This window comes from Streptomyces sp. NBC_00009 (genome assembly GCF_045040855.1).
In the GTDB taxonomy this organism is placed as follows: Bacteria; Actinomycetota; Actinomycetes; order Streptomycetales; family Streptomycetaceae; genus Streptomyces; species Streptomyces aureus.
Map to the genome: position 1 here is coordinate 2,109,525 of NZ_CP108312.1, position 22,967 is coordinate 2,132,491.

The 22,967-nt window shown below is 71.1% G+C and carries 16 protein-coding genes; 2 read left to right on the forward strand and 14 right to left on the reverse strand.

The genetic code is table 11. The features are described from left to right. Positions 1-330: 330 nt before the first annotated feature. The 9 genes from ispG to OHA58_RS09375 form a co-directional block, all read right to left on the reverse strand. Positions 331-1,488, reverse strand: coding sequence for a flavodoxin-dependent (E)-4-hydroxy-3-methylbut-2-enyl-diphosphate synthase (ispG, locus tag OHA58_RS09335; protein ID WP_405478182.1), 1,158 nt, complete (start codon positions 1,486-1,488; stop codon positions 331-333). Positions 1,489-1,677: 189 nt separating this feature from the next. Then, positions 1,678-2,970 carry a M50 family metallopeptidase gene (locus tag OHA58_RS09340; RefSeq protein WP_405484864.1) on the reverse strand — a complete coding sequence of 431 codons (1,293 nt, stop codon included), beginning with the start codon at positions 2,968-2,970 and terminating at the stop codon, positions 1,678-1,680. 8 nt (positions 2,971-2,978) lie between these two features. Next, positions 2,979-4,253, reverse strand: a complete 1,275-nt coding sequence (gene dxr / locus OHA58_RS09345; protein WP_405478184.1) for a 1-deoxy-D-xylulose-5-phosphate reductoisomerase — start codon at positions 4,251-4,253, stop codon at positions 2,979-2,981. Between the two features lie 82 nt (positions 4,254-4,335). Next, entirely contained in the window at positions 4,336-7,041 is a 2,706-nt protein-coding gene (gene secA, locus OHA58_RS09350) for a preprotein translocase subunit SecA (RefSeq protein WP_405484866.1), read from the reverse strand. Between the two features lie 105 nt (positions 7,042-7,146). Next, on the reverse strand, positions 7,147-7,533 hold the full coding sequence (locus OHA58_RS09355; protein WP_405478186.1) for a hypothetical protein: 387 nt from the start codon (positions 7,531-7,533) through the stop codon (positions 7,147-7,149). A gap of 66 nt (positions 7,534-7,599) precedes the next feature. Next, positions 7,600-9,540 carry an acyl-CoA dehydrogenase family protein gene (locus tag OHA58_RS09360; protein WP_405478187.1) on the reverse strand — a complete coding sequence of 647 codons (1,941 nt, stop codon included), beginning with the start codon at positions 9,538-9,540 and terminating at the stop codon, positions 7,600-7,602. Between the two features lie 265 nt (positions 9,541-9,805). Continuing rightward, a complete protein-coding gene (locus OHA58_RS09365) occupies positions 9,806-11,251 on the reverse strand; it encodes an aldehyde dehydrogenase family protein (protein ID WP_405478189.1) in 1,446 nt (481 codons plus the stop codon). Between the two features lie 170 nt (positions 11,252-11,421). Then, positions 11,422-13,119: a PucR family transcriptional regulator gene (locus OHA58_RS09370; protein ID WP_405478190.1), complete on the reverse strand. Its 1,698-nt coding sequence runs from the start codon at positions 13,117-13,119 to the stop codon at positions 11,422-11,424. A 139-nt stretch (positions 13,120-13,258) separates the two neighbouring features. Beyond that, on the reverse strand, positions 13,259-15,475 hold the full coding sequence (locus OHA58_RS09375) for an ATP-binding protein (protein ID WP_405478192.1): 2,217 nt from the start codon (positions 15,473-15,475) through the stop codon (positions 13,259-13,261). A gap of 229 nt (positions 15,476-15,704) precedes the next feature. Between OHA58_RS09375 and gabT the strand changes: the two genes are divergently transcribed. Both gabT and OHA58_RS09385 read left to right on the forward strand, forming a co-directional pair. Further along, the gene (gene gabT / locus OHA58_RS09380) at positions 15,705-17,039 is read left to right on the forward strand and encodes a 4-aminobutyrate--2-oxoglutarate transaminase (RefSeq protein WP_266674696.1); all 1,335 of its coding nucleotides are present in this window, start codon (positions 15,705-15,707) and stop codon (positions 17,037-17,039) included. Positions 17,040-17,311: 272 nt separating this feature from the next. Then, the gene (locus tag OHA58_RS09385) at positions 17,312-17,992 is read left to right on the forward strand and encodes a phosphatase PAP2 family protein (protein WP_405478194.1); all 681 of its coding nucleotides are present in this window, start codon (positions 17,312-17,314) and stop codon (positions 17,990-17,992) included. Positions 17,993-18,010: 18 nt separating this feature from the next. Here OHA58_RS09385 and OHA58_RS09390 read toward each other — a convergent pair whose 3' ends face one another. The 5 genes from OHA58_RS09390 to OHA58_RS09410 all read right to left on the reverse strand — a co-directional run bounded on the left by OHA58_RS09390 (position 18,011) and on the right by OHA58_RS09410 (position 22,925). Continuing rightward, complete coding sequence (locus OHA58_RS09390; RefSeq protein ID WP_405478196.1) at positions 18,011-18,478, reverse strand: hypothetical protein; 468 nt, start codon at positions 18,476-18,478, stop codon at positions 18,011-18,013. Between the two features lie 116 nt (positions 18,479-18,594). Continuing rightward, positions 18,595-20,022 carry an NAD(P)/FAD-dependent oxidoreductase gene (locus tag OHA58_RS09395; RefSeq protein WP_405478198.1) on the reverse strand — a complete coding sequence of 476 codons (1,428 nt, stop codon included), beginning with the start codon at positions 20,020-20,022 and terminating at the stop codon, positions 18,595-18,597. Between the two features lie 13 nt (positions 20,023-20,035). Then, the gene (locus tag OHA58_RS09400; RefSeq protein WP_405478200.1) at positions 20,036-20,833 is read right to left on the reverse strand and encodes an ABC transporter permease; all 798 of its coding nucleotides are present in this window, start codon (positions 20,831-20,833) and stop codon (positions 20,036-20,038) included. Next, the gene (locus OHA58_RS09405; RefSeq protein ID WP_405478202.1) at positions 20,833-21,774 is read right to left on the reverse strand and encodes an ABC transporter permease; all 942 of its coding nucleotides are present in this window, start codon (positions 21,772-21,774) and stop codon (positions 20,833-20,835) included. Before OHA58_RS09405 ends, OHA58_RS09400 begins: the two co-directional genes overlap by 1 nt. Further along, complete coding sequence (locus tag OHA58_RS09410) at positions 21,771-22,925, reverse strand: ABC transporter ATP-binding protein (RefSeq protein WP_405478204.1); 1,155 nt, start codon at positions 22,923-22,925, stop codon at positions 21,771-21,773. The genes OHA58_RS09405 and OHA58_RS09410 overlap by 4 nt, the downstream gene beginning before the upstream one ends. Positions 22,926-22,967 lie beyond the last annotated feature (42 nt).

Genomic DNA, 22,967 nt, shown 5'->3' on the forward strand with positions numbered 1-22,967 from the left:
ACTGTACCTGCCGGAATTGTGCGGCGCCCCTGCCTCTTTGGTAGGCGGGGTTCAGGGGGCCTGCCTGCGGCGGCCCCGCGCCTTCCCGGCCGGAGGGCTGCTGTCGTCGGGCGACTGCGGCGCCGTCGTGGCCGGTCGCGCAGTTCCCCGCGCCCCTGAGCTGCCTGGCTTCGCCAGGGCATCTCATCGATGAGGCAGCGGCGCAGCCGCATGCCGAAGGGGCGCGGGGAACTGCGCGAGCAACCACCCACGGCCCGCACCCCGGGAACTCGGACACGCAAAGGCCCGTCGTCCCCGAAGGGGCGACGGGCCTCAAGGTCACGACATGGGTCAGCCGGCGACGGCCACCGTCGGCTCGCCGGAGGTGACGCCGTCCCGTTCCATCTGCTCGGCGATCTTCAGCGCCTCTTCGATGAGGGTCTCGACGATCTTCGACTCGGGGACGGTCTTGATGACCTCGCCCTTCACGAAGATCTGGCCCTTGCCGTTGCCGGAGGCGACGCCGAGGTCGGCCTCACGGGCTTCGCCCGGTCCGTTCACGACGCAGCCCATGACGGCGACGCGCAGCGGAACCTCCATGCCGTCGAGGCCCGCGGTGACCTCTTCGGCGAGCTTGTAGACGTCGACCTGGGCGCGGCCGCAGGACGGGCAGGAGACGATCTCCAGGCGGCGCGGCTTGAGGTTGAGCGACTCCAGGATCTGGTTGCCCACCTTGATCTCCTCGACCGGCGGGGCCGACAGGGAGACGCGGATGGTGTCGCCGATGCCCTCGGAGAGCAGCGCGCCGAACGCGACGGCGGACTTGATGGTGCCCTGGAAGGCGGGGCCCGCCTCGGTGACGCCGAGGTGCAGCGGGTAGTCGCACTGGGCGGCGAGCTGGCGGTAGGCGTTCACCATCACGACCGGGTCGTTGTGCTTGACCGAGATCTTGATGTCGCGGAAGCCGTGCTCCTCGAAGAGGGACGCCTCCCACAGGGCGGACTCGACGAGCGCCTCGGGGGTGGCCTTGCCGTACTTCTTCAGGAGCCGGGCGTCGAGCGAGCCCGCGTTCACGCCGATGCGGATCGGGGTGCCGTGGTCCTTGGCCGCCTGCGCGATCTCCTTGACCTTGTCGTCGAACTGCTTGATGTTGCCCGGGTTCACCCGGACCGCGGCGCAGCCCGCCTCGATGGCGGCGAAGACGTACTTCGGCTGGAAGTGGATGTCCGCGATCACGGGGATCTGCGACTTCCTCGCGATGACGGGCAGCGCGTCGGCGTCGTCCTGCGTGGGGCAGGCCACACGGACGATCTGGCAGCCGGACGCGGTGAGCTCGGCGATCTGCTGGAGCGTGGCGCCGATGTCGGACGTACGGGTCGTCGTCATGGACTGCACCGACACCGGTGCGTCTCCGCCGACCGCCACGGTGCCGACCTGGATCTGCCGGCTCTTGCGGCGCTCGGCGAGCTTGGTCGGAACGGACGGCATGCCGAGAGAAATCGCAGTCATCTGCTGTGCAACCCCAAGGTGTGGAATCGAGACCCGAGAAGAAGACACGGATCGGGGTCCCGTGGTGAGCGGGCTCCAGGCTTCGAGATTACGGCACCGGCCCGGCGCCGAGCACATCACGTCCGGAAGTCCACCCAAAGGTAGGCGGCCGGGCACAGAGCATGCCTGGCCGCCATGAACTATGGGTAACTACGTGATTTTGACCGGGTTGACGACGTCCGCGATCAGTACCAGGACGGTGAAGCAGACGAAGATTCCGGCCACGACGTAGGCGACGGGCATCAGCTTCGCCACGTCGAACGGGCCGGGGTCGGGCCGCTTGAAGACCTTCGCCACGTTCCGTCGCAGGGACTCCCACAGGGCGCCGGCGATGTGCCCGCCGTCCAGGGGGAGCAACGGCAGCATGTTGAAGAGGAACAGCGACAGGTTGAAGCCCGCGACGAGCATCAGGGCCATGCCGAGCTGCTGGGTCGCCGGGATGTCCAGGTTGAAGATCTCCCCGCCGACGCGGGCGGCGCCGACCACGCCCATCGGCGAGTCCGGCTCACGCGGGCCGTCGCCGAAGGCCGCGTCCCACAGGGCCGGGATCTTGCCGGGCAGCGCCGCGAGCGAGTTGACGGCGTCGCCGACCCGGTCGCCCATCCACGTCACGGAGTCGCCGAAGTCCTGGCGCACGACACCGGTCGAGGCGCTGAAGCCGAGGAATCCGGCGTTGATGTACTCGCCCTGGACGATCTGGCCGCTGCTGTCCTTCTTCGCCACCTGGTTGGTGGCGATCTTGGCATGCAGGACCTTCTCCTGGCCGTCGCGCAGGACGACGATGTCGACGGTCCTGCCGGGGTTGGCGCGGATCTCGTCGGAGAGGGTGTTCCACTGGTCGGTCTTCACGCCGTTGAACGAGACGATCTTGTCCTTGGCCCGCAGTCCGGCCGCGGCGGCCGGGGACGCGGGGTCGGACTTCTTGCACGTGTCGCGGTTCTCGCTCTGCTTGACCACGCAACTCTGGACCGAGCTGACCGTGGTGGTCTGCTGCGTGATGCCGAAGCCCATCAGGACGGTGAAGAAGAGGCCGACCGCGAGGATCAGGTTCATGAAGGGGCCCGCGAACATCACGATGACCCTCTTCCACGGCTTGCGCGTGTAGAAGAGCCGCGTCTCGTCGCCCGGCTGGAGCTCCTCGAAGGCCGCCGCCCGCGCGTCCTCGACCATGCTGCGGAACGGTGAGGTGGAGCGGGCCTGGATCTTCCCGTCCGAGCCGGGCGGGAACATGCCGATCATGCGGATGTAGCCGCCCAGCGGGATCGCCTTGACGCCGTACTCCGTATCGCCCTTCTTGCGCGACCAGATGGTCGGGCCGAAGCCGACCATGTACTGCGGCACGCGGATCTTGAAGAGCTTCGCGGTCGACAGATGCCCCAGCTCGTGCCAGGCGATCGAGACGAGGAGTCCGATCGCGAAGACGACTATGCCGAGGATCATCATCAGGGTCGTCATGCACGAGCCTCCGCGGTCGATGTCGCCTGTGCCGTCAGTTCACGGGCCCGGGCGCGTGCCCAGGTCTCCGCTTCGAGGACGTCCGCGACGGTCAGGGAAGTTCCCGACGTCGTGGTCGAAGGTACGCCGTGTTCCTCGACGACCTTCGTGACGGTGTCCATGATGCCGTTGAACGGCAGCGCGCCGTTCAGGAACGCGTCCACGCACTCCTCGTTTGCGGCATTGAACACTGCCGGGGCCGTGCCCGCGAGCTCGCCGACGTGCCGGGCGAGCCCGACCGAGGGGAAGGCCTCGGTGTCGAGAGGGAAGAACTCCCAGCTCGACGCCTTCGTCCAGTCGAACGCGGGCGCCGCGTCGGGGATCCGCTCGGGCCAGCCGAGGCCGATCGCGATGGGTCCGCGCATGTCGGGGGGCGTGGCCTGGGCGAGGGTGGAGCCGTCCGTGAACTCGACCATGGAGTGCACGTACGACTGCGGGTGCACGACCACCTCGATCCTCTCGAACGGGATGTCGTAGAGGAGGTGCGCCTCGATCACCTCCAGGCCCTTGTTGACGAGGGTCGCGGAGTTGACGGTGATGACCGGGCCCATCGCCCAGGTCGGGTGCGCGAGCGCGTCCTCGGGCGTGACGTGCGCGAGGTCCGCCTTGGTCCGTCCCCGGAAGGGGCCCCCGGACGCGGTGACGACGAGCTTGCGGACGTCCGAGCGCTTGCCGGCCGCGAGGCCCTGGAAGAGCGCGGCGTGCTCGGAGTCGACCGGGATGATCTGGCCCGGCTTCGCGAGCGCCTTGACCAGGGGACCGCCGACGATGAGCGACTCCTTGTTGGCGAGGGCGAGGGTGCGTCCGGCCTCCAGGGCGGCGAGTGTCGGGGCGAGGCCGATGGATCCGGTGATGCCGTTGAGCACCGTGTGGCAGGGGGAGGCGGCGAGCTGGGTGGCCGCGTCGGGTCCCGCCAGGATCTCGGGGAGCGGCTCGCCGTCGGCGTACTGCGCCCTCAGGGCCTCGCGCAGGGCGGGCACGACGTCCTCGCGGGCGACCGCGACGGTACGTACGCGCAGCTGCCTGGCCTGTTCGGCGAGCAGGCCGACCCGGCCGCCCGCGGCGGACAGCGCCGTGACCGTGAACCGGTCGGGGTTGCGCAGCACCAGGCCGATGGCCTGGGTGCCGATCGAGCCCGTGGAGCCGAGGATGACGACGTCCCGCGGGCCGTCCGAGCCGGCGGGGTCGAAGACGAGGTGCGGGTCCGCGAGGGGGGATGCGCTGTCGCTCATGCCCCCCATTGTGGCGTGGCCCGAGGTCCTCCTGGACAGCGCGTCCCCCGGCGGTTCGTCATCGCCTGCGCCGGCGGCGGCCCTACGGCCGGGAGGGCGGCCGCGGGGAGCCTGGGGGCGGCTCCACGTCGCCCGGTGCGAGCTCGGCGGGGGCCGTATTGAAGTTGCCTTCCTGTAGGCCCCCGGCGGTGTCCACGGTGGGCGCGCTGTAGTGGAGACGGTCGGGGCGGCGGGCCGCGTCGAGGGCTTCGGGGGGCGGTGCGTCGGCGGTGGTGTCGAGGTTGAAGACGTAGCCGACAGACTCCTCCTTGATGGCGTCCATCATGGCCGTGAACAGGTCGAACCCCTCGCGTTCGTACTCGAAGATCGGCTCGCGGCCCAGCGTGTAGCGCAGGCCGATGCCTTCGCGGAGGTAGTCCATCTCGTAGAGGTGTTCGCGCCATTTGCGGTCCAGGACTGCGAGGACCACGACGCGTTCCAGATCGCGCAGGGCCTCGGCGCCAAGCTCGCTCTCGCGTTCCTCGAAGCGGGCGTGGATGTCGTCGGTGACCGCGTCGAGGAGGAGGCCGGCGGTCAGACCGGCACGCCCGCCCGCCTCGTCGTCGAGCTCGTCGGGGGTGATGCCGCACGGGTAGAGCTCGTGGAAGGCGGCCCAGAGCGCGTCGAGGTCCCATTCCTCCGGGTAGCCCTCGGCGGTCTCGTGGGTGATGTACGCCTCGATGGTGTCGTCCATGAAGAGGAGGATCTGGGCGCGCAGGTCCTCGCCCTCCAGGACGCGGCGCCGCTCGCGGTAGATGAGGGTGCGCTGCCGGTTGAGGACCTCGTCGAACTTGAGGACGTCCTTGCGGGACTCGAAGTGCTGCTGCTCGACCTGGGACTGGGCGGAGGCGATGGCGCGGGTGACCATCTTGTTCTCGATGGGCACGGACGCGGGGACGTTCGCCATCGCCATGACCCGGTCGACGGCCTGGGCGCGGAACAGGCGCATCAGATCGTCCTCGAGGGACAGGTAGAAGCGGGACGCCCCGGGGTCGCCCTGGCGTCCCGAGCGGCCGCGCAGCTGGTTGTCGATGCGCCGGGACTCGTGCCGTTCGGTGCCGAGGACGTAGAGCCCGCCGAGCTCCTTCACCTCGTCGTGCTCGGCGGCGGCGGACGCGGCGACGCTCTCCTCCACGGCGCGGCGCCGGTCGGGGCCGTCGTCCTCGGCGGGGTCGCGTTCGTCGAGTGCGGCGGCGGTCATCGCCTCCGGGTTGCCCCCGAGCATGATGTCGGTGCCGCGGCCCGCCATGTTCGTGGCGACGGTGACGGCGCCCTTGCGGCCGGCCTGCGCGACGATCTGGGCCTCGCGGCGGTGGTTCTTGGCGTTGAGTACCTCGTGCCGGATGCCGTGCCTCCTGAGCTGTTCGGACAGGAGCTCGGACTTCTCGACGGAGGTGGTGCCGACAAGGACGGGCTGGCCGGTGGCGTGCTTCTCGGCGATGTCCTCGACGATCGCGTCGAGCTTGGCCCTCTCGGTGCGGTAGATCAGGTCGGGGTCGTCGCGGCGGACCATCGGCCGGTTGGTGGGGATGGGCACGACGTGCAGCTTGTAGATCTGGTGGAACTCGGCGGCCTCGGTCATGGCGGTGCCGGTCATGCCGCCGAGCTTGGAGTAGAGGCGGAAGAAGTTCTGCAGGGTGATCGTGGCGAGCGTCTGGTTCTCGTCCTTGATCGTCACCCCTTCCTTGGCCTCGATGGCCTGGTGCAGGCCCTCGTTGTAGCGGCGGCCGTCGAGGATGCGGCCGGTGTGCTCGTCGACGATGAGGACCTCGCCGTCGATGACGACGTAGTCCTTGTCGTTCTTGAAATGCTCCTTGGCCTTGAGCGCGTTGTTCAGGTGCCCGATGAGCGGGGTGTGGGCCGCCTCGTAGAAGTTCTCGATGCCGAGCTGGTCCTCCAGGTAGGAGACCCCACGGTCCAGGATCGCCACGGTCCGCTTCTTCGGGTCGTACTCGTAGTCGTACGTGGCCCGCAGCCCGGCGAGCCGGTCCTTGTCGGCCTGGCTGGTGAAGTGCTCGTCCTGGACCTGGACGCCGTTCATGTGCTGGACCAGTCCCGCGAAGACGCCGTACCAGTGGGTGGGCTGGTCGGCCGGGCCGGAGATGATCAGCGGCGTGCGGGCCTCGTCGATGAGGATCGAGTCCGCCTCGTCGACGATCGCGTAGTGGTGGCCGCGCTGCACCAGTTCGGCCTTCGACCACGCCATGTTGTCGCGCAGGTAGTCGAAGCCGAACTCGGTGTTGGTGCCGTACGTGATGTCGCAGGCGTACGCGGCGCGCCGCTCGGCCGGGTCCATGTCGTTCTTGACGACGCCGACAGTGAGGCCCATGAACCGGTAGGCCCGGCCCATCCAGGCGGCGTCGCGCTCGGCGAGGTAGTCGTTGACGGTGACGAGGTGGACGCCCTTCCCGGCCAGCGCGTTGAGGTAGACGGGCAGGGTCGCGGCCAGGGTCTTGCCCTCGCCGGTCTGCATCTCGGCGATGTTGCCGAGGTGGAGCGCGGCGCCGCCCATGAGCTGTACGTCGAAGTGGCGCATGCCGAGCGTGCGGCGCGCGGCCTCGCGGACGGCGGCGAAGGCCTCGGGCATGAGGTCGTCCAGGCTCTCGCCGTCGGTGTGGCGCTGCCTGAACTCGGGGGTGAGGGCCTGGAGCTCGGCGTCGGTGAGTGCGCGGAAGTCCTCCTCGACCGAGTTGACCTGGTCGGCGACGCGCTGGAGCTTGCGCAGGATCCTGCCTTCGCCCGCGCGCATGATCTTGGTGGTGATGTGGTCGAACCCGGTACCCGGCACAGGAGCCTCCCCCCTGTACCCAATGTCCGCCTCGTCGCCCTTTGAGGCAAGGAGGCGGGGCCCGGCTCACTGCCCGGTCATGGACCGGATGTAGTGACTGAGGTTGGCGCTGAGGACACCGCGCACGTAGAGGATCGCGCCGGCCATCCCGATGGGGAGGGAGAGCGCGAGGACGGCGAAGATCATCGGCCAGGGTTCGAGGACGCAGACGTTGGCGATGCTGTCGTCGTATCCGCTGCGGATCTGCTCGAAGAGGAGCGGGCCGTCGCAGCCGGCGCCGTGTTCACCGTCGGACGCGAGGAGGAAGCCCGGCGGCAGCAGGAGCCGGGCCAGGACGTACAGCCACAGCAGCGCGGCGACGACGAGGAGCCAGAAGCCGCGGGTGCGCGTCTTCAGCGCCTGGTCGAGGAACCGTCGTTCCAGGTCGTTTCGGTACTTGCGCTCGTCACGCACTGCCATCTCCCCCGGGGCCTGTGGGTCTTGCGGTGAGCAAGATACCCGCGGGCCCCGGGGCGCGGTTCAGCGGATGGGGCGGCGGACGTTCTCCCGCTTCGAGGGGCCGGGGGTCGCGTCCGCGATCCACGCGCCGTCGCCGCTCGGGTCGATGACGCCCTCCTCCAGCCAGGTGTAGGACCCGCCGAGGACACCCTTGGTGACCTTGCGGTCCAGTTCGTCGGTGTTGTGCCACAGGCGCCCGAAGAGTTCGTCGACGCGGACGCGGGACTGGCTGCAGAACACGTCGGCGAGCTGGTAGGCCTCGCGGCCGTGTTCGCCGGTGGCGCGCAGGTGCTCGGCCCGCACGCAGGCCGCGCTCATCGCGAAGAGTTCGGCGCCGATGTCGACGATCCGGCCGAGGAAGCCCTGCTTGGTCTCCATCTTTCCCTGCCAGCGGGACATGGCGTAGAAGGTGGAGCGGGCCAGCTTGCGCGCCGAGCGCTCCACGTAGCGCAGATGGCCGGAGAGGTCGACGTGGCCGTCGGGGTGGAACTCGCTGTAGGAGTTGGGGAGTTGGCCGGGTCCGGCGACGAGCTTCGGCAGCCAGCGTGCGTAGAAGCCGCCGGCCTTCGCGCCCGCCTTCGCCTTGTCGGACAGGGACTTGTCGGGGTCGATCAGGTCACCGGCGACGGACAGGTGCGCGTCCACGGCCTCGCGGGCGATGAGGAGGTGCATGATCTCCGTCGAGCCCTCGAAGATGCGGTTGATGCGCAGGTCGCGCAGGAGCTGCTCGGCGGGGACGGCGCGTTCGCCGCGCGCGGCGAGGGACTCGGCGGTCTCGAAGCCGCGGCCGCCGCGGATCTGGACCAGCTCGTCGGCCATCAGACAGCCCATCTCGGAGCCGAAGAGCTTGGCGAGGGCGGCCTCGATGCGGATGTCGTTGCGGTTTTCGTCGGCCATCTGCGAGGACAGGTCGACGACGGCTTCGAGCGCGAAGGTCGTCGCGGCGATGAACGAGATCTTCTGGCCGACCGCCTCGTGGAACGCGACCGGCTTGCCCCACTGCTCACGGGCGCCCGACCACTCGCGGGCGATCTTCAGGCACCACTTGCCCGCGCCCACGCACATCGCAGGCAGCGAGAGCCGGCCCGTGTTGAGGGTGGTGAGGGCGATCTTGAGGCCGGCGCCCTCGGGGCCGATGCGGTTCGCGGCCGGGACCCTGACCTGGTGGAAGCGGGTCACGCCGTTCTCCAGGCCGCGCAGGCCCATGAAGGCGTTGCGGTTCTCGACCGTGATCCCTTCGGAGTCGGCCTCGACGACGAAGGCCGTGATGCCGCCCTTGCGCCCCTCCGCCTTCGGCACCCGCGCCATGACGACGAGCAGGTCGGCGACGACGCCGTTCGTCGTCCACAGCTTCACGCCGTCGAGGACGTACGAGTCCCCGTCGGGCACCGCGGTCGTGGCGAGGCGCGCCGGGTCCGAGCCGACGTCGGGCTCGGTCAGCAGGAACGCGGTGATGTCGGTGCGGGCGCAGCGCGGCAGGAAGGTGTCCTTCTGCTCCTGCGTCCCGAAGATCTTCAGCGGCTGCGGTACACCGATGGACTGGTGGGCCGACAGGAGGGCGCCGATCGCGGGGTTCGCGGAGCCGACCAGGGCGAGGGCCTTGTTGTAGTAGACCTGCGTGAGGCCGAGGCCGCCGTACTTGATGTCGATCTTCATGCCGAGGGCGCCGAGCTCCTTGAGCCCGTTGATCACCTCGTCGGGGATCTGTGCCTCGCGCTCGATACGGGCCGGGTCGATGTGTGTCTCGCAGAAGTCGCGCAGCTTGGCGAGGAACTCCTCGCCGCGCCGGACGTCCTCGCCCGCCGGCTGTGGATGGGGGTGGATCAGGTCCAGCCTGAAGCGCCCGAGGAAGAGCTCCTTGGCGAAGCTCGGCTTGCGCCAGCCCTGTTCGCGCGCGGCCTCGGCGACCTGCCGGGCCTCGCGTTCCGTCACGGATGGCTTTTGGGAAGTTGGGGCCGCCATGGGGCTCACCTCGCCGCGAGTAGGGGCCGTTCGGCATCGGCTACCGACGGGTGCTACTCGGTCGTATGTACCCGAAAACCGGCAACCCGACCACCCCTCGTGCACCGATCGGGTCATCGGTAGCGCCATCCGGGGGACATGGGTCCGTCGGGCCTGTCGTCAAACGAAGGCCCGGGAACGCGGACAGCCGGAGCCCCCGCACAGTGGGCTCCGGCCGTCCATGGCCGGCGTACGGATCAGGCGTACGCCGGGGTCTTGCTGGGTCCTAAAGGGCGAGGCCCGTCAGGACGAGCACGCGCTCGTACGTGTAGTCGTCCATCGCGTAGCGCACGCCCTCGCGGCCCACGCCGGACTGCTTGGCGCCGCCGTACGGCATCTGGTCCGCGCGGTAGGACGGGACGTCGCCGATGACCACACCGCCGACCTCGAGGGCGCGGTGGGCGCGGAACGCGGTCTGCAGGTCGTGCGTGAACACGCCCGCCTGGAGGCCGTACTTGGAGCTGTTGACCTCGGCGTACGCCTCGGCCTCGCCGTCGACCTTCTTGACCGTGAGGACCGGACCGAAGACCTCCTCGCAGGAGATCGTCACGTCGGCCGGCACGTCGGCGAGGACGGTCGGGGCGTACGTGGCGCCGTCGCGCTTGCCGCCCGCAAGCAGCGACGCACCCGCCTTGACGGCCTCGTCGACCCAGGACTCCACGCGCTTCGCAGCGTCTTCGCTGACGAGCGGGCCGACGTCGGTGGCGTCGTCCGCGGGGTCACCGGTGACCTGGGCGTCGACGGCCGCGACGATCTTCGGCAGGAGACGCTCGTACAGGGAGGCGTCGGCGATGACGCGCTGCACGGAGATGCAGGACTGGCCGCCCTGGTAGTTGGAGAAGGTGGCGATGCGGGTCGCCGCCCAGTCCAGGTCCTCGTCGGAGGCCCAGTCGCCGAGGACGACGGCCGCGCCGTTGCCGCCGAGCTCCAGCGTGCAGTGCTTGCGCGGCACGCTGTCCATGATCGCGTAGCCGACCTTGTCCGAGCCCGTGAAGGAGATGACCGGCAGGCGCTCGTCCTGGACCAGGGCGGGCATGCGGTCGTTCGGAACCGTCAGGACGGACCAGGAGCCGGCCGGCAGGTCCGTCTCGGCGAGCAGCTCGCCGAGGATCAGCGAGGAGATCGGCGTGGCCGGGGCCGGCTTGAGGATGATCGGGGCGCCGACGGCGATGGCCGGGGCGACCTTGTGGGCGCTGAGGTTCAGCGGGAAGTTGAACGGGGCGATGCCGAGGACGACGCCCTTGGGGATCTTGCGGGTGAGCGCGAGCCGGCCGGTGCCGCCCGGGTCGGTGTCGAGACGCTGGGCCTCGCCTCCGTTGAAGCGGCGGGCCTCCTCGGCGGCGAAGCGGAAGACGGAGACGGCACGGCCGACCTCGCCGCGCGCCCACTTGATCGGCTTGCCGTTCTCGGCGGAGATCAGCTGGGCGATCTCCTCGGTGCGCTCGGCCAGTCGGTCCGCCACGTGGTTGAGGGCCTTGGCCCGTACGTGGGCGGGGGTGGCGGCGAACTCGTCGCGGACGGCGTACGCGGCGGCGACGGCCTCCTCGACCTGCGCGTCCGTGGGCACGCTGACCTTGCCGACCAGCCGACCGTCGTAGGAGTTGGTGACGTCGAAGGTGGCGTCACCGGTGGCCTCGCGGCCCGCGAGCCAGAAGGCGTGAGTGGCGGTCATAGTCGGTCCCGGCCCTTCCGCAGTGGGTGTGTACTGGGGTCTTTCCGGACCAACGGTAGGCGGGCCCGGCCGGAGCCGTGTTTGTCCGACGTGTCGGAGTCCGCGAGTGCGGCGCGCCTCTTTGGCAGAGGCGGGTGCGGGTTCCGCCCGGAAGGGCGGGCCCGGTGGGCCTATTCGCCGCCCGCGCCCGTCGCCTTGAGGGCCAGCCACAGCTCCATGCGCACGTCCGGGTCGTCGAGCGAGCGGCCGAGGATCTCCTCGACGCGCCGCATCCGGTAGCGCAGGGTGTGGCGGTGCACGCCGAGGTCGGCGGCGGCCGCGTCCCACTGGCCGTGCCGTGACAGCCAGGCGCGCAGCGACGCCACGAGGTCGCCGCGGCCGGTCGCGTCGTGGTCCTTCAGGGCCCGCAGGAGGCCGTCGGCGAAGGCGCGTACGGCGTCGTCGGCGAGCAGCGGCACGACGGAGCCCGCCGCGACCTCCTCGTGCTCGACGAGGGCGCGCCCGCGCCGCCGGGCGACCGACAAGGCCTGTTCGGCCTGCTTGTACGCGGTCGCGGCGGCGATCGGCCCGGCCGGTGCGGACAGGCCCACCACAAGTTCGTCGTCCTCGCCCGCGCCGCCCTGCTCGCGCTGGGTCAGGCGGGCGGTCTCCAGGGCCTCGGCGTACTGGGTGCAGGCGCCCGCGGACGCCCCGCCGTCGGCGGCGAGCAGGACGAGCCGGTCCCCGTCGGGCACCACGAGGACGGCCTCGCCGGAGCGGGCCGCGGCGGCCTCCACGACATCGGCGAGCCCGGTGAGCGGGTCGCCGGAGGCGGCGACGGCCGCCGCCCCCGTGCCCGGCGCGGGCCGCTCCGGCTTGTCGAGGGCCACGCGCGCGTGCCCGTCGGCGTGCGCACGGCCCGCCGACGCGGACGCGACCTCGGCGACGATCATCCGGAAGGGCGCGTCGAGCAGCCCTCCGTACAGGTCCCCCGCGACGGTCCTGGCGTGCTCGGGCTCCCCGGCGAGCAGCATCCGCAGGACCGCGGCGCCGATGCGCTGCTCGGCGGAGTGCAGCGAGCGGGAGCGCTCGGTGGTGAGGGTGAGCAGGGCGATGGCGGAGTGCAGCGCGTAGCGCTCGGCGGTGCCCAGGGCCGCGGCGGTGCCCACGGCGAGCGCGGCGCGGGGCCTGCGTCCGGTGCCGAGCGAGTGCAGTTCTACGCGGTCCTCGTCGCCGCCGCCGTGCTGTTCGCTGCCGCCGACCACGGCGCTGGCCGGGGCGGGCCGCTCGCGCAGCCGCTCGACGTCGGCGACGAGCCGGGCCGCCCGGCGCCCGGCCCACTCCGGCGCGGCGGCGACCACGGCGCCCGAGGCGTCGTACAGCGCGGCCCAGCCGTCGACCTGGCCGGCGAGCGCGCCGAGCAGCCCCTCGGGGCCGCCGCTCAGCGCCTGCTTGGTCAGCTCGCGCTGGGCGGCGAACCCCGCGGTGACGGCGCGGTACTGGTCGGCGGCGATGGCGGCGGAGACAGCCTTGCTGATGGCGATGAAGGGGGTGCGGCGCGGCACTTCGAGGAGCGGGAACTCCTCCTCGCGCGCCGCGTCGACGAGGGCCTGCGGCACCGCGTCGTAGTTGACGCCGACGGCGAAGCCGAGCCCGACGACCCCGGCGCCCGCGAGCCGCTTCACATAGCGGCGCATCGCCTCCGGGTCCTCCGCGTCCAGCTTGAGCGCGGTGAACAGGAGCAACTCGCCGCCCTCCATGTACGGCACGGGGTCGGCGAGCTCACTGACGTGGGCCCAGCGCACGGCGGTGTCCAGCCGTTCCTCCCCGGCGCGCACGGTCAGCTTGAGCGCGGAGTGGTGGACGAGGGAGGCGAGCGTGGGCGGCATGAGGCCTTCAGGTGTGCGACAGGTGGTGCTCGGGTGAGGGTGGATCCTGTGGATCTTTTGGCCGGTACGTATGAACGACCAGTGTCGATTCTGCCTCACCGTACGTACGTCTGCGGCCTCCCCCACTCAGCGGGCCTGTTCAGTCGCGCAGGTCCACCAGGAGCGGGGGCGCGTGCTCGCCGCGGACCGTCGTCAGGGACAGGACGGCGTGGCCGGGCGGGACGGCGTGCGCCAGTTCGGAGGCGGACCAGCGCTCGCGCTCGACCTGGCGGACGGTGACGGCCCGTGCGGTCGGCGCGTTGCCGGTGATGACGCGGCGCAGCATGTGGACGGTCTTGCCGAGGGGGGTCTCCGCGATGATCTGCCGGTCGGTGACGTCCCGCGTCTCGGTCCACTCCTTGCCCCACACCTCGGCGAAGTCCTGGCCGTCCCACGGGGTGAGGCCGGACAGCGCCATGCGGCAGCCGACGGCGCCGAGGAGCGGTCCGCGCAGGGGCCGCGGCACGTCGTCGAGGGTGCGCAGGGTCAGGACGGCGCCCGCGTTCGCGGACCGCAGCCGCTGGATGCCGCGCACGGCCTGCGGGGTCACGGCGCCGGTCGCGTCGTCCAGGATCAGGCAGGCGAAGAGCGAGCGGTCGTCGCGGACGGACGCGCTGGCGACGAACTGGGCGAGCACGAGGCGCGCGAGGATCCGCGACGCGTCGGCGTGCCCGCGTTCGGGCAGGTCGATGCGGACGCGTACGGGGCGGTCGAGGGCGCGCAGCGAGAACGGCCTGCCCCGGCCCGTCGTGTCGAAGAACGAGGCGAACGCGGGCCGGTCGAGGAGCGCCACCCGGTCGGCGAGCACCGCGCCCACGTCCCCCGGGTGCCCCAACTGCCGCTCGCGTGCGTCGAGTTCGCGGAGCATCGCCTCGTGACCCGAGTCGGTGAGTGCCTGACGCAGCGCGGCGAGCGGCTCCGGGGCGCCGTCCAGGAGGCGGCGCAGCTCGGGCACGGAGGGGAAGCGGCCGTGGACGGCGTGGTACGGCCCGATGAGCTGGGCGATGACGGTGGTGGAGCGCCGGCTGTCGCCGCCGGGGTGCGGGTCGGCGAGGTCCCCGACGAGCGCCTCGGCGAGCATCGCCGCGGCCTCGTCGGGGTCGCTCGTGCCGCCGTACAGGTCCAGGTCGTGGACGGACTCCGGGTGACCGATGCGGATGACGACGTCATAGCCGTCGGCGGCGCCGAGGCCTGCCCCGGCGGGGCCGACGACCACGACGACGGCGCGGCCGGCCAACGCGCCCAGGCACAGGGACTCGGCGATCGGCCAGACGACGCTGCCGGTCTTGCCGGCGCCCGCGGGGCCGACGGCGAGCAGCGAGGTGCCGAGCAGATCGGGCCCGAAGGCGAGGCCCGTGCCGCGGTAGGCGTAGGGGTTGCGGACGTCGTCGGCGGTCGTGCCGATCCTGACCTGGGCGGTGGCGAGGTCGTGGCGGGCCGCGCGGGCGGGCAGGTCGCGCGCGCCAGAGGGGTGCAGGCAGGCGGCGGCGCCGTCCTTCACGACGGCCGCGGTGAACGAGGCGAGGGGGTGGCTGCCGCGGCGTACGCCCTGCCAGGCGCGGGCGATCCGGGCCTGGTCGACGTCGCGCATCAGCCCGGCGCGGGCGTCGGCGGCGAGCCGGTCGGCGGCGTCGGCGGCGCCGGCGGCCCGGAGCTGTGGCCAGCGTGCCGGGTCCTCCTCGGGCGCGGGCGGGCGCTCCTGGGCGACGGGCACGGCCTTGCGCCAGGCCGGCAGGCCGTAGCGGCGCCAGACCTCACCCCAACGGCCGAGCCGGCCGACGGCGATCATGATGCCGACGGCGAACACGGCGTAGTACAGGTAGACCACGACGACCGAGCCGACGGAGTGCGGCTGGGCCCAGGAGTCGGGGACCATCGCGTACAGCGGGAGCAGCCACCAGCCGCCGAGGTAGCCGTTCCAGAGCAGCGACCAGACGAGCCACCCCACGAGGAACGCGATCACCGCTCCGCTGAGGAGCTGCCGGGCCGGGACGACCTCGGGTTCCTGCGCGGGCCTCGGCCGGTGCGCGAACCGCCAGATGCCCGGTTCGGCGGCGGGCCGCGGGGCTCTCAGCCACCCGAGGAAGGCGGCCCCGACGGCCCCGTCGGACGCTCCGGCGGCGCCGGGGGCGTGCGTGGGGCGGGGCGGCGGGGCACTGGGGCGTGCGGGCGAACCTATGCCCGCTCCCTCGCCGGTTCCCCCATTGGCCGACACCGCCGGAGGCGTCGGCGGCCCCGCGGGGCGCGGCACCGGTGTGGCGTGTGTGCCACGAGCGTCGTGCGTGCCGCCAGCGCCCTGCGTGCCGTCGGTGTCCATTGCCCTTGCCCCCTGACCTGCCGGTCTGTGTGTCCGCGGGTCAATCTAGTGCCCCTGCATGGGGAGTTCACCGGTTACGCGCCCGGACCTGGGGCGATCCCTGCAGCGCCGCCCTATGTCCACGGCGGACAACGCAATCCGCGAACCGCGCCCGGATGGAGCATGCCCCACCCCGCCCCTCACCCCTAACCTGCGAAGAAAGCACCCGAAACACCCCCAGGAGCCCCGCATGAGCGCAGTCCCGCAGGAGCGCCGCGTCGTCACCGCCATCCCCGGTCCGAAGTCGCAGGAGCTGCAGGCCCGACGTAACGCCGTGGTCGCGGCCGGCGTGGGCTCCACGCTGCCGGTCTTCACCGCCCGCGCGGGCGGCGGCATCATCGAGGACGTCGACGGCAACCGCCTGATCGACTTCGGTTCCGGCATCGCCGTGACCTCGGTCGGCGCCTCCGCCGAGGCCGTCGTGCGCCGCGCCTCCGCCCAGCTGCAGGACTTCACCCACACCTGTTTCATGGTCACGCCGTACGAGGGCTACGTGGCCGTCGCCGAGGCGCTGGCCGAGCTCACGCCGGGTGACCACGCCAAGAAGTCCGCGCTGTTCAACTCGGGCGCCGAGGCCGTCGAGAACGCCGTCAAGATCGCCCGTGCGTACACCAAGCGCCAGGCCGTCGTCGTCTTCGACCACGGCTACCACGGCCGTACGAACCTGACGATGGCGCTGACCAGCAAGAACATGCCGTACAAGAACGGCTTCGGCCCGTTCGCGCCCGAGGTCTACCGCGTGCCGGTGGCCTACGGCTACCGCTGGCTGACCGGCGCGGAGAACGCGGGCGCCGAGGCCTCCGCCCAGGCGATCGACCAGATCACCAAGCAGATCGGCGCCGACAACGTCGCCGCGATCATCATCGAGCCGGTCCTCGGCGAGGGCGGCTTCATCGAGCCGGCGAAGGGCTTCCTGCCCGCGATCCGCCAGTTCGCCGCGGACAACGGCATCGTCTTCGTCGCGGACGAGATCCAGTCCGGCTTCTGCCGCACCGGCCAGTGGTTCGCGTGCGAGGACGAGGGCATCGTCCCCGACCTGATCACGACCGCCAAGGGCATCGCGGGCGGTCTGCCGCTCGCCGCCGTGACGGGCCGCGCCGAGATCATGGACGCCGCGCACGCGGGCGGCCTCGGCGGCACCTACGGCGGCAACCCGGTGGCCTGCGCCGGTGCGCTCGGCGCCATCGAGACCATGAAGGAGCTCGACCTCAACGCCAAGGCGAAGAACATCGAGGCCATCATGAAGGCCCGCCTCGCCACCATGGCGGAGAAGTTCGACATCATCGGCGACATCCGTGGCCGTGGCGCGATGATCGCCATCGAGCTCGTCAAGGACAAGGGCACCAAGGAGCCGCACCCGGCGGCCGCCGCCGCGCTCGCCAAGGCCTGCCACGCCGAGGGTCTGCTGGTCCTCACCTGTGGCACCTACGGCAACGTGCTGCGCTTCCTTCCCCCGCTCGTCATCGGTGACGACCTGCTCAACGAGGGCCTGGACATCATCGAGACCGCGTTCGCGGGCGTCTGAGCCGACTTCCGTGACTTCAGGTAACGGTCAGGGCGTGTGAAGAACGTGTGCGGGGCCGATGTCGGGTTACCTTTCCGGCTGTCGGACGTCCACGCCCTGCCGTACGGTTTCTGCAGATGAGAGAAACACCCCGCCCACAGGGGACTGTGGGCGAAACCGGGACGGAGCCTCCCCAGCCCCGCCCTGGTCGTGCCCTCGCGCACACACCCGGAGCTTCCGGCTCCGGAACTCCTCACCGATCGGATGGCCGCCCGCCCCAAACCCCCCGGGGCGTGCGGCAAACCGGTCAGATCGGCCGCCTCGGAACTACCCCCCCTGTTCCGGGGCGGCCGGCCATTTTCCGCTGGGCCGCCGTTCTGAGCGCCCTGCTCTTCCTCTTCCTCACCTGGCAGATCGCCGCCGGCGGTGCGCTGCGCCGCGCGGACGAACGCCTCGGTGACGCGATCGGCGTCGGCCGCCTGCCGAAGCGGGCCGCCGAACTCCTCGCCGACCTCGGCAACATCACCGTCGCGCTCCCGGTCCTCGCCGCCGTCCTCGGGTACGCCGCCTGGCGCGCCCGCCGCGACGGCGTGCCCCGCTGGTGGACGCGCCCCGTCACCGCCGCGCTCACGATGGCCGCCGTCCCGCTCCTGATCGTCCCGATCAAGGAGACCGTCGCCCGGACGGGCCCGGCCGTGATGGGCCCCGGCACCGGCTTCTACCCGTCGGGACACGCGACGACGGCTGCGGTCGCGTACGGCGCCTGTCTGCTCCTCCTGCTGCCGTACATGCGCGGCGCCTACGTACGGCGCGAACTCGTCATCGGCTACACCGTCCTGAACGCGGCCGTCGGCCTCGGTCTGGTGCGGCGCGGCTACCACTGGCCGCTGGACGTCGTCGGCGGCTGGTGCCTCTCGGTGGTCCTGCTGTACGTGATGTGCGCGGTGTGGGCGGGCCGGGCGCCGCGCGGCTGACCCGGCCCGCCCATCGGGCTACTCGTGCGTGTCGTCCCGCGCGAGCTGCGCCGCCGCCTCGTGCATCGCCAGTTCCAGGACGGTCGGGTCGGTGAGGGTGCCCGAGCCGTCGGGCGGGATCAGCCAGCGGACCCCGCCGGCGGCGCGGCCCGGAAGGGGATGCGGCACGACGATCCAGGTGCCGCGGCCGGCGCCCCGCACCCCCGTGCCGAGCCAGCGGGTGGCCGTGCCGGAGGGCACGAAGAAGCCCATGCGGGCGTCACCGAAGTCGGCGAGCACGGGGCCCGGCTGGTCTATGACGCGGGTGAGCACGTCGAGCGTCGGATACCCCAGCTCGCCGGGGAGGATCAGTACGTCCCAGAGCCTGCCCGCGGGAAGGAGCGCGACCCCGAGGGGGTTGCGCTCCCATTCCCAGCGGCAGGCGTCCGGATCAGGCGCCACGGACGCCAGCCACTCGACCGCCGACTTCGCCCCCGAGCCAGTCATGGCGGAACCTCCTCTTCCTGGTACGCAGCTGCCGAAAGCTGTGCGTGTCACCAGGGAGAGGAGGCCGGGGCGCGAGCATTACGCGGGTTCTGCCCACGAGTTGTTCCGGACTCGGGTCAGCTGTCGAAGCCGAGGCCCGCCTTGTCCATCGCCTTCAGCCACAGGTTGCGCCGGCCGCCGTTGTCGTCGGCGCGCGCCAGGGACCACTTGGTGAGCGCGATCCCGGTGTAGGCGAACGGCTCGGGCGGGAAGGGCAGCGGCTTCGTGCGGACCATCTCCAGTTCCGTACGCTCCGTGCGCTCGCCGGAGAGCAGGTCGAGCATCACGTCCGCGCCGAATCGGGTCGCGCCCACGCCGAGGCCGGTGTACCCGGCGGCGTACGCGACCCGGCCCTTGTGGGCCGTGCCGAAGAACGCGGAGAAGCGGGAGCACGTGTCGATGGCGCCGCCCCACGCGTGACTGAAGCGCACCCCCTCCAGCTGCGGGAAGCAGGTGAAGAACTGGCCGGCGAGCTTCGCGTACGTCTCGGGCCTGTGGTCGTACTCGGCGCGCACCCGTCCGCCGTACGGATAGATCGCGTCGTAGCCGCCCCACAGGATCCGGTTGTCCGCGGAGAGCCGGAAGTAGTGGAACTGGTTGGCCGAGTCGCCGAGGCCCTGGCGGTTCTTCCAGCCGATGGAGGCCAGCTGGTCGTGGTTAAGGGGCTCGGTCATCAGCGCGTAGTCGTAGACCGGGACGGTGTACGAGCGCACGCGCTTGACCAGGGACGGAAAGACGTTCGTGCCGAGCGCCACGTGCTGGGCGAAGACGCGCCCGTAGGGGGTGCGGACCGCGGTCCCGGCGCCGGACGAAGAGAGTTCGAGCGCCGGGGTGTGCTCGTGGATGCGCACGCCGAGGTCGAGGCAGGCCTGCTTGAGGCCCCAGGCGAGCTTGGCGGGGTGCAGCATCGCGACGCCGCGCCGGTCGTACAGGGCGCCGAGGAAGGTCGGCGAGTCGACCTGTTCGCGGGTCGCGTCGGCGTCGAGCAGCTCGGTGCCGCCGGCGAGTCCGGCCTCGGTCAACTCCTGGTGGAACTCCCGGAGTTCGGTGACCTGGTGCGGCTCGGTGGCCACGTCCAGTTCGCCGGTGCGCTCGAAGTCGCAGTCGATGGAGTAGCGGGCGACCGCGTCCTCGATCGCGTCGAGGTTGCGGTTGCCGAGCTCCTCCAGCTTCCCGATCTCGCCGGGCCAGCGGGCCAGCCCGTTCGCGACGCCGTGCGTGAGGGAGGCGGCACAGAAGCCTCCGTTGCGGCCGGACGCCGCCCAGCCCACCTCCTGCCCTTCGAGCAGGACCACATCGCGCCCGGGGTCGCGCTCCTTGGCGAGGAGCGCGGTCCACAGTCCGCTGTAGCCGCCGCCGACGACGAGCAGGTCGCAGCGTTCGTCGCCGGTGAGCGCCGGCCGGGCCCCGGGCCTGCCGGGGTCGTCCAGCCAGTAGGACAGCGGCTTGGCGTCCGCCAGTGACTTGATCCAGTCGGTACCACGGTTCATGGCACGTGCGGCCATGATTTCAACTCCCTCAAGCTGCCTTGTTCTTTCGCTTGCCGGCCAGCATCCCGGCAAGGACGAGCAGTACGGCGACGATGAACATGGCCGTACCGATGACATTGATCTGAACGGGTGTGCCGCGCTGCGCCGATCCCCAGACGAACATGGGGAAGGTCACGGTCGAGCCGGCGTTGAAGTTGGTGATGATGAAGTCGTCGAAGGAGAGCGCGAAGGCGAGCAGCGCGCCCGCCGCGATGCCCGGCGCGGCGATCGGCAGCGTGACCCGTACGAAGGTCTGGAAGGGACCGGCGTAGAGGTCCTGGGCGGCCTGTTCGAGGCGCGGGTCCATGGACATCACGCGTGCCTTGACCGCCGTGACGACGAAGCTCAGGCAGAACATGATGTGGGCGATCAGGATCGTCCAGAAGCCGAGCTGTGCGCCCATGTTGAGGAAGAGCGTGAGCAGCGAGGCGGCCATGACGACCTCGGGCATCGCCATCGGCAGGAAGATCAGCGAGTTCACGGCGCCGCGGGCCCGGAAGCGGTAGCGCACAAGGGCGAAGGCGATCATCGTGCCGAGGACCGTGGCGCCGATCGTCGCCCAGAACGCGATCTGGAGGCTCAGGGACAGCGAGCCGCACATGTCGGCGACGCCGCAGGGGTTCTTCCAGGCGTCGAGCGAGAACTGCTGCCACTCGTAGTTGAAGCGCCCCTTCGGCTTGTTGAAGGAGAACACCGTCACGACGACGTTGGGCAGGAGCAGATAGCCGAGGGTCACCAGACCCGCGATGACGACGAGATTGCGGCGCAGCCAGCGTACGAAGGGCATCAGACCAAGTCCTCCGTTCCGGACCGGCGGATATAGACGGTGACCATGATCAGGATCGCGGCCATCAGGATGAAGGAGAGCGCCGCCGCCGTCGGGTAGTCCAGGATGCGCAGGAACTGCGTCTGGATGACGTTGCCGACCATGCGGGTGTCGGTGGAGCCGAGCAGGTCCGCGTTGACGTAGTCACCGGCGGCGGGGATGAAGGTGAGCAGGGTTCCGGAGACGACGCCCGGCATGGAGAGCGGGAACGTCACCTTGCGGAAGGTGGTGGAGGGGCGGGCGTACAGGTCGCCCGCGGCCTCGTGCAGCCGGCCGTCGATGCGCTCCAGCGAGGTGTAGAGCGGCAGGATCATGAACGGCAGGAAGTTGTACGTGAGTCCGCAGATCACGGCGAGCGGGGTCGCGAGGACGCGGTCGCCGTCCGTCATGCCGATCCAGCTCGTGACGTCCAGGATGTGCAGGGCGTTCAGCGTGCTGACGACCGGGCCGCCGTCGGACAGGATCGTCTTCCAGGCCAGCGTGCGGATCAGGAAGCTGGTGAAGAACGGCGCGATGACAAGGATGAGGACGACGTTGCGCCAGCGTCCCGCGCGAAAGGCGATGAGGTAGGCCAGCGGGTAACCGAGCGCCAGGCAAAGGATCGTGGCGGCGCCCGCGTACAGCACCGAGCGAAGGAACTGCGGCCAGTAGTCGGCGAGCGCCTGCCAGTAGGTCGCGAAGTGCCAGGTGACCTTGAAGCCGTCCTCCAGGGAGCCCGTCTGGATCGACGTCGACGCCTGGTAGACCATCGGCAGGGCGAAGAAGACGACCAGCCAGAGCAGGCCGGGCAGGAGCAGCCAGTAGGGGACGAGGCGGCCGCGCTTGCGTGGCCGGCGGGCGGTCTCGGCGACCGGCGCCACGGGCTCCGCAGGCTCCGCGGGGGTTTTGGTGACGGTCGTCATGCTGCGGCGTCCTCCTCGACCTTCGCGGCGCCCGCCTCGATGTCCTGGGCGGCGTCGAGGCCGAAGGTGTGCGCGGGGTTCCAGTGCAGGACGACCTCGGCGCCGGGAGTGAGCCGGCTGTCGCGCTCGATGTTCTGGGAGTAGACCTCGAACGCGTCGCAGAGCGGGCTGTCGATGACGTACTGCGTGGAGACACCGATGAAGCTGCTGTCGGCGACGCGGCCGGTGATGCGGTTGCGGCCGTCGGGTATGGAGCCCGCGTCGTCGGCGTGGGTGAGGGAGATCTTCTCGGGGCGCACGCCGACGAGGACCTTCCCGCCGGTGGTGGTGGCGGCCGTACAGCGGGCGGCGGGCAGTACGAGCTTGCCGCCGCCGGCCTTCAGGGTGAGGTCGTCGCCGCTGCGTCCGGCGACCTCGGCCTCGATGAAGTTCGACGTGCCGAGGAAGTTGGCGACGAAGGTGGACCCCGGGTTCTCGTAGAGGTCGGCCGGGGCGCCCAGCTGTTCGACGCGGCCCGCGTTCATCACGGCGACGGTGTCGGCCATGGTCATGGCCTCCTCCTGGTCGTGCGTGACATGGACGAACGTGATGCCCACCTCGGTCTGGATGCGCTTGAGTTCGAGCTGCATCTGGCGGCGCAGCTTGAGGTCGAGGGCGCCCAGCGGCTCGTCGAGGAGCAGTACCTTGGGGTGGTTGATCAGGGCCCGCGCCACGGCGACGCGCTGCTGCTGGCCGCCGGAGAGCTGGTGCGGCTTCTTGCGGGCCTGCTCGCCGAGCTGGACCAGGTCGAGCATCTCGCCGACCTGCTTCTTCACCGACTTGACGCCGCGGCGGCGCAGGCCGAAGGCGACGTTCTCGAAGATGTCGAGGTGCGGGAAGAGCGCGTACGACTGGAAGACGGTGTTCACCGGGCGCTTGTAGGGGGGCAGCGCGGTGACGTCCTGGTCGCCGAGCATGACCGTGCCGGAGCTGGGCTCCTCGAGCCCCGCGATCATCCGCAGGGTCGTGGTCTTGCCGCAGCCCGAGGCGCCGAGGAGGGCGAAGAAGGAGCCCTGCGGCACGGTCAGGTCCAGCGGCTTGACGGCGGTGAAGGAGCCGTAGGTCTTGCTGATCCCGGCAAGGCGGACGTCGCCGCCGTTTTCTGTCGTCATGGTGCAGTCCAAGGAGTCGAGGGGGCAGGGGGCTCGGTGCTG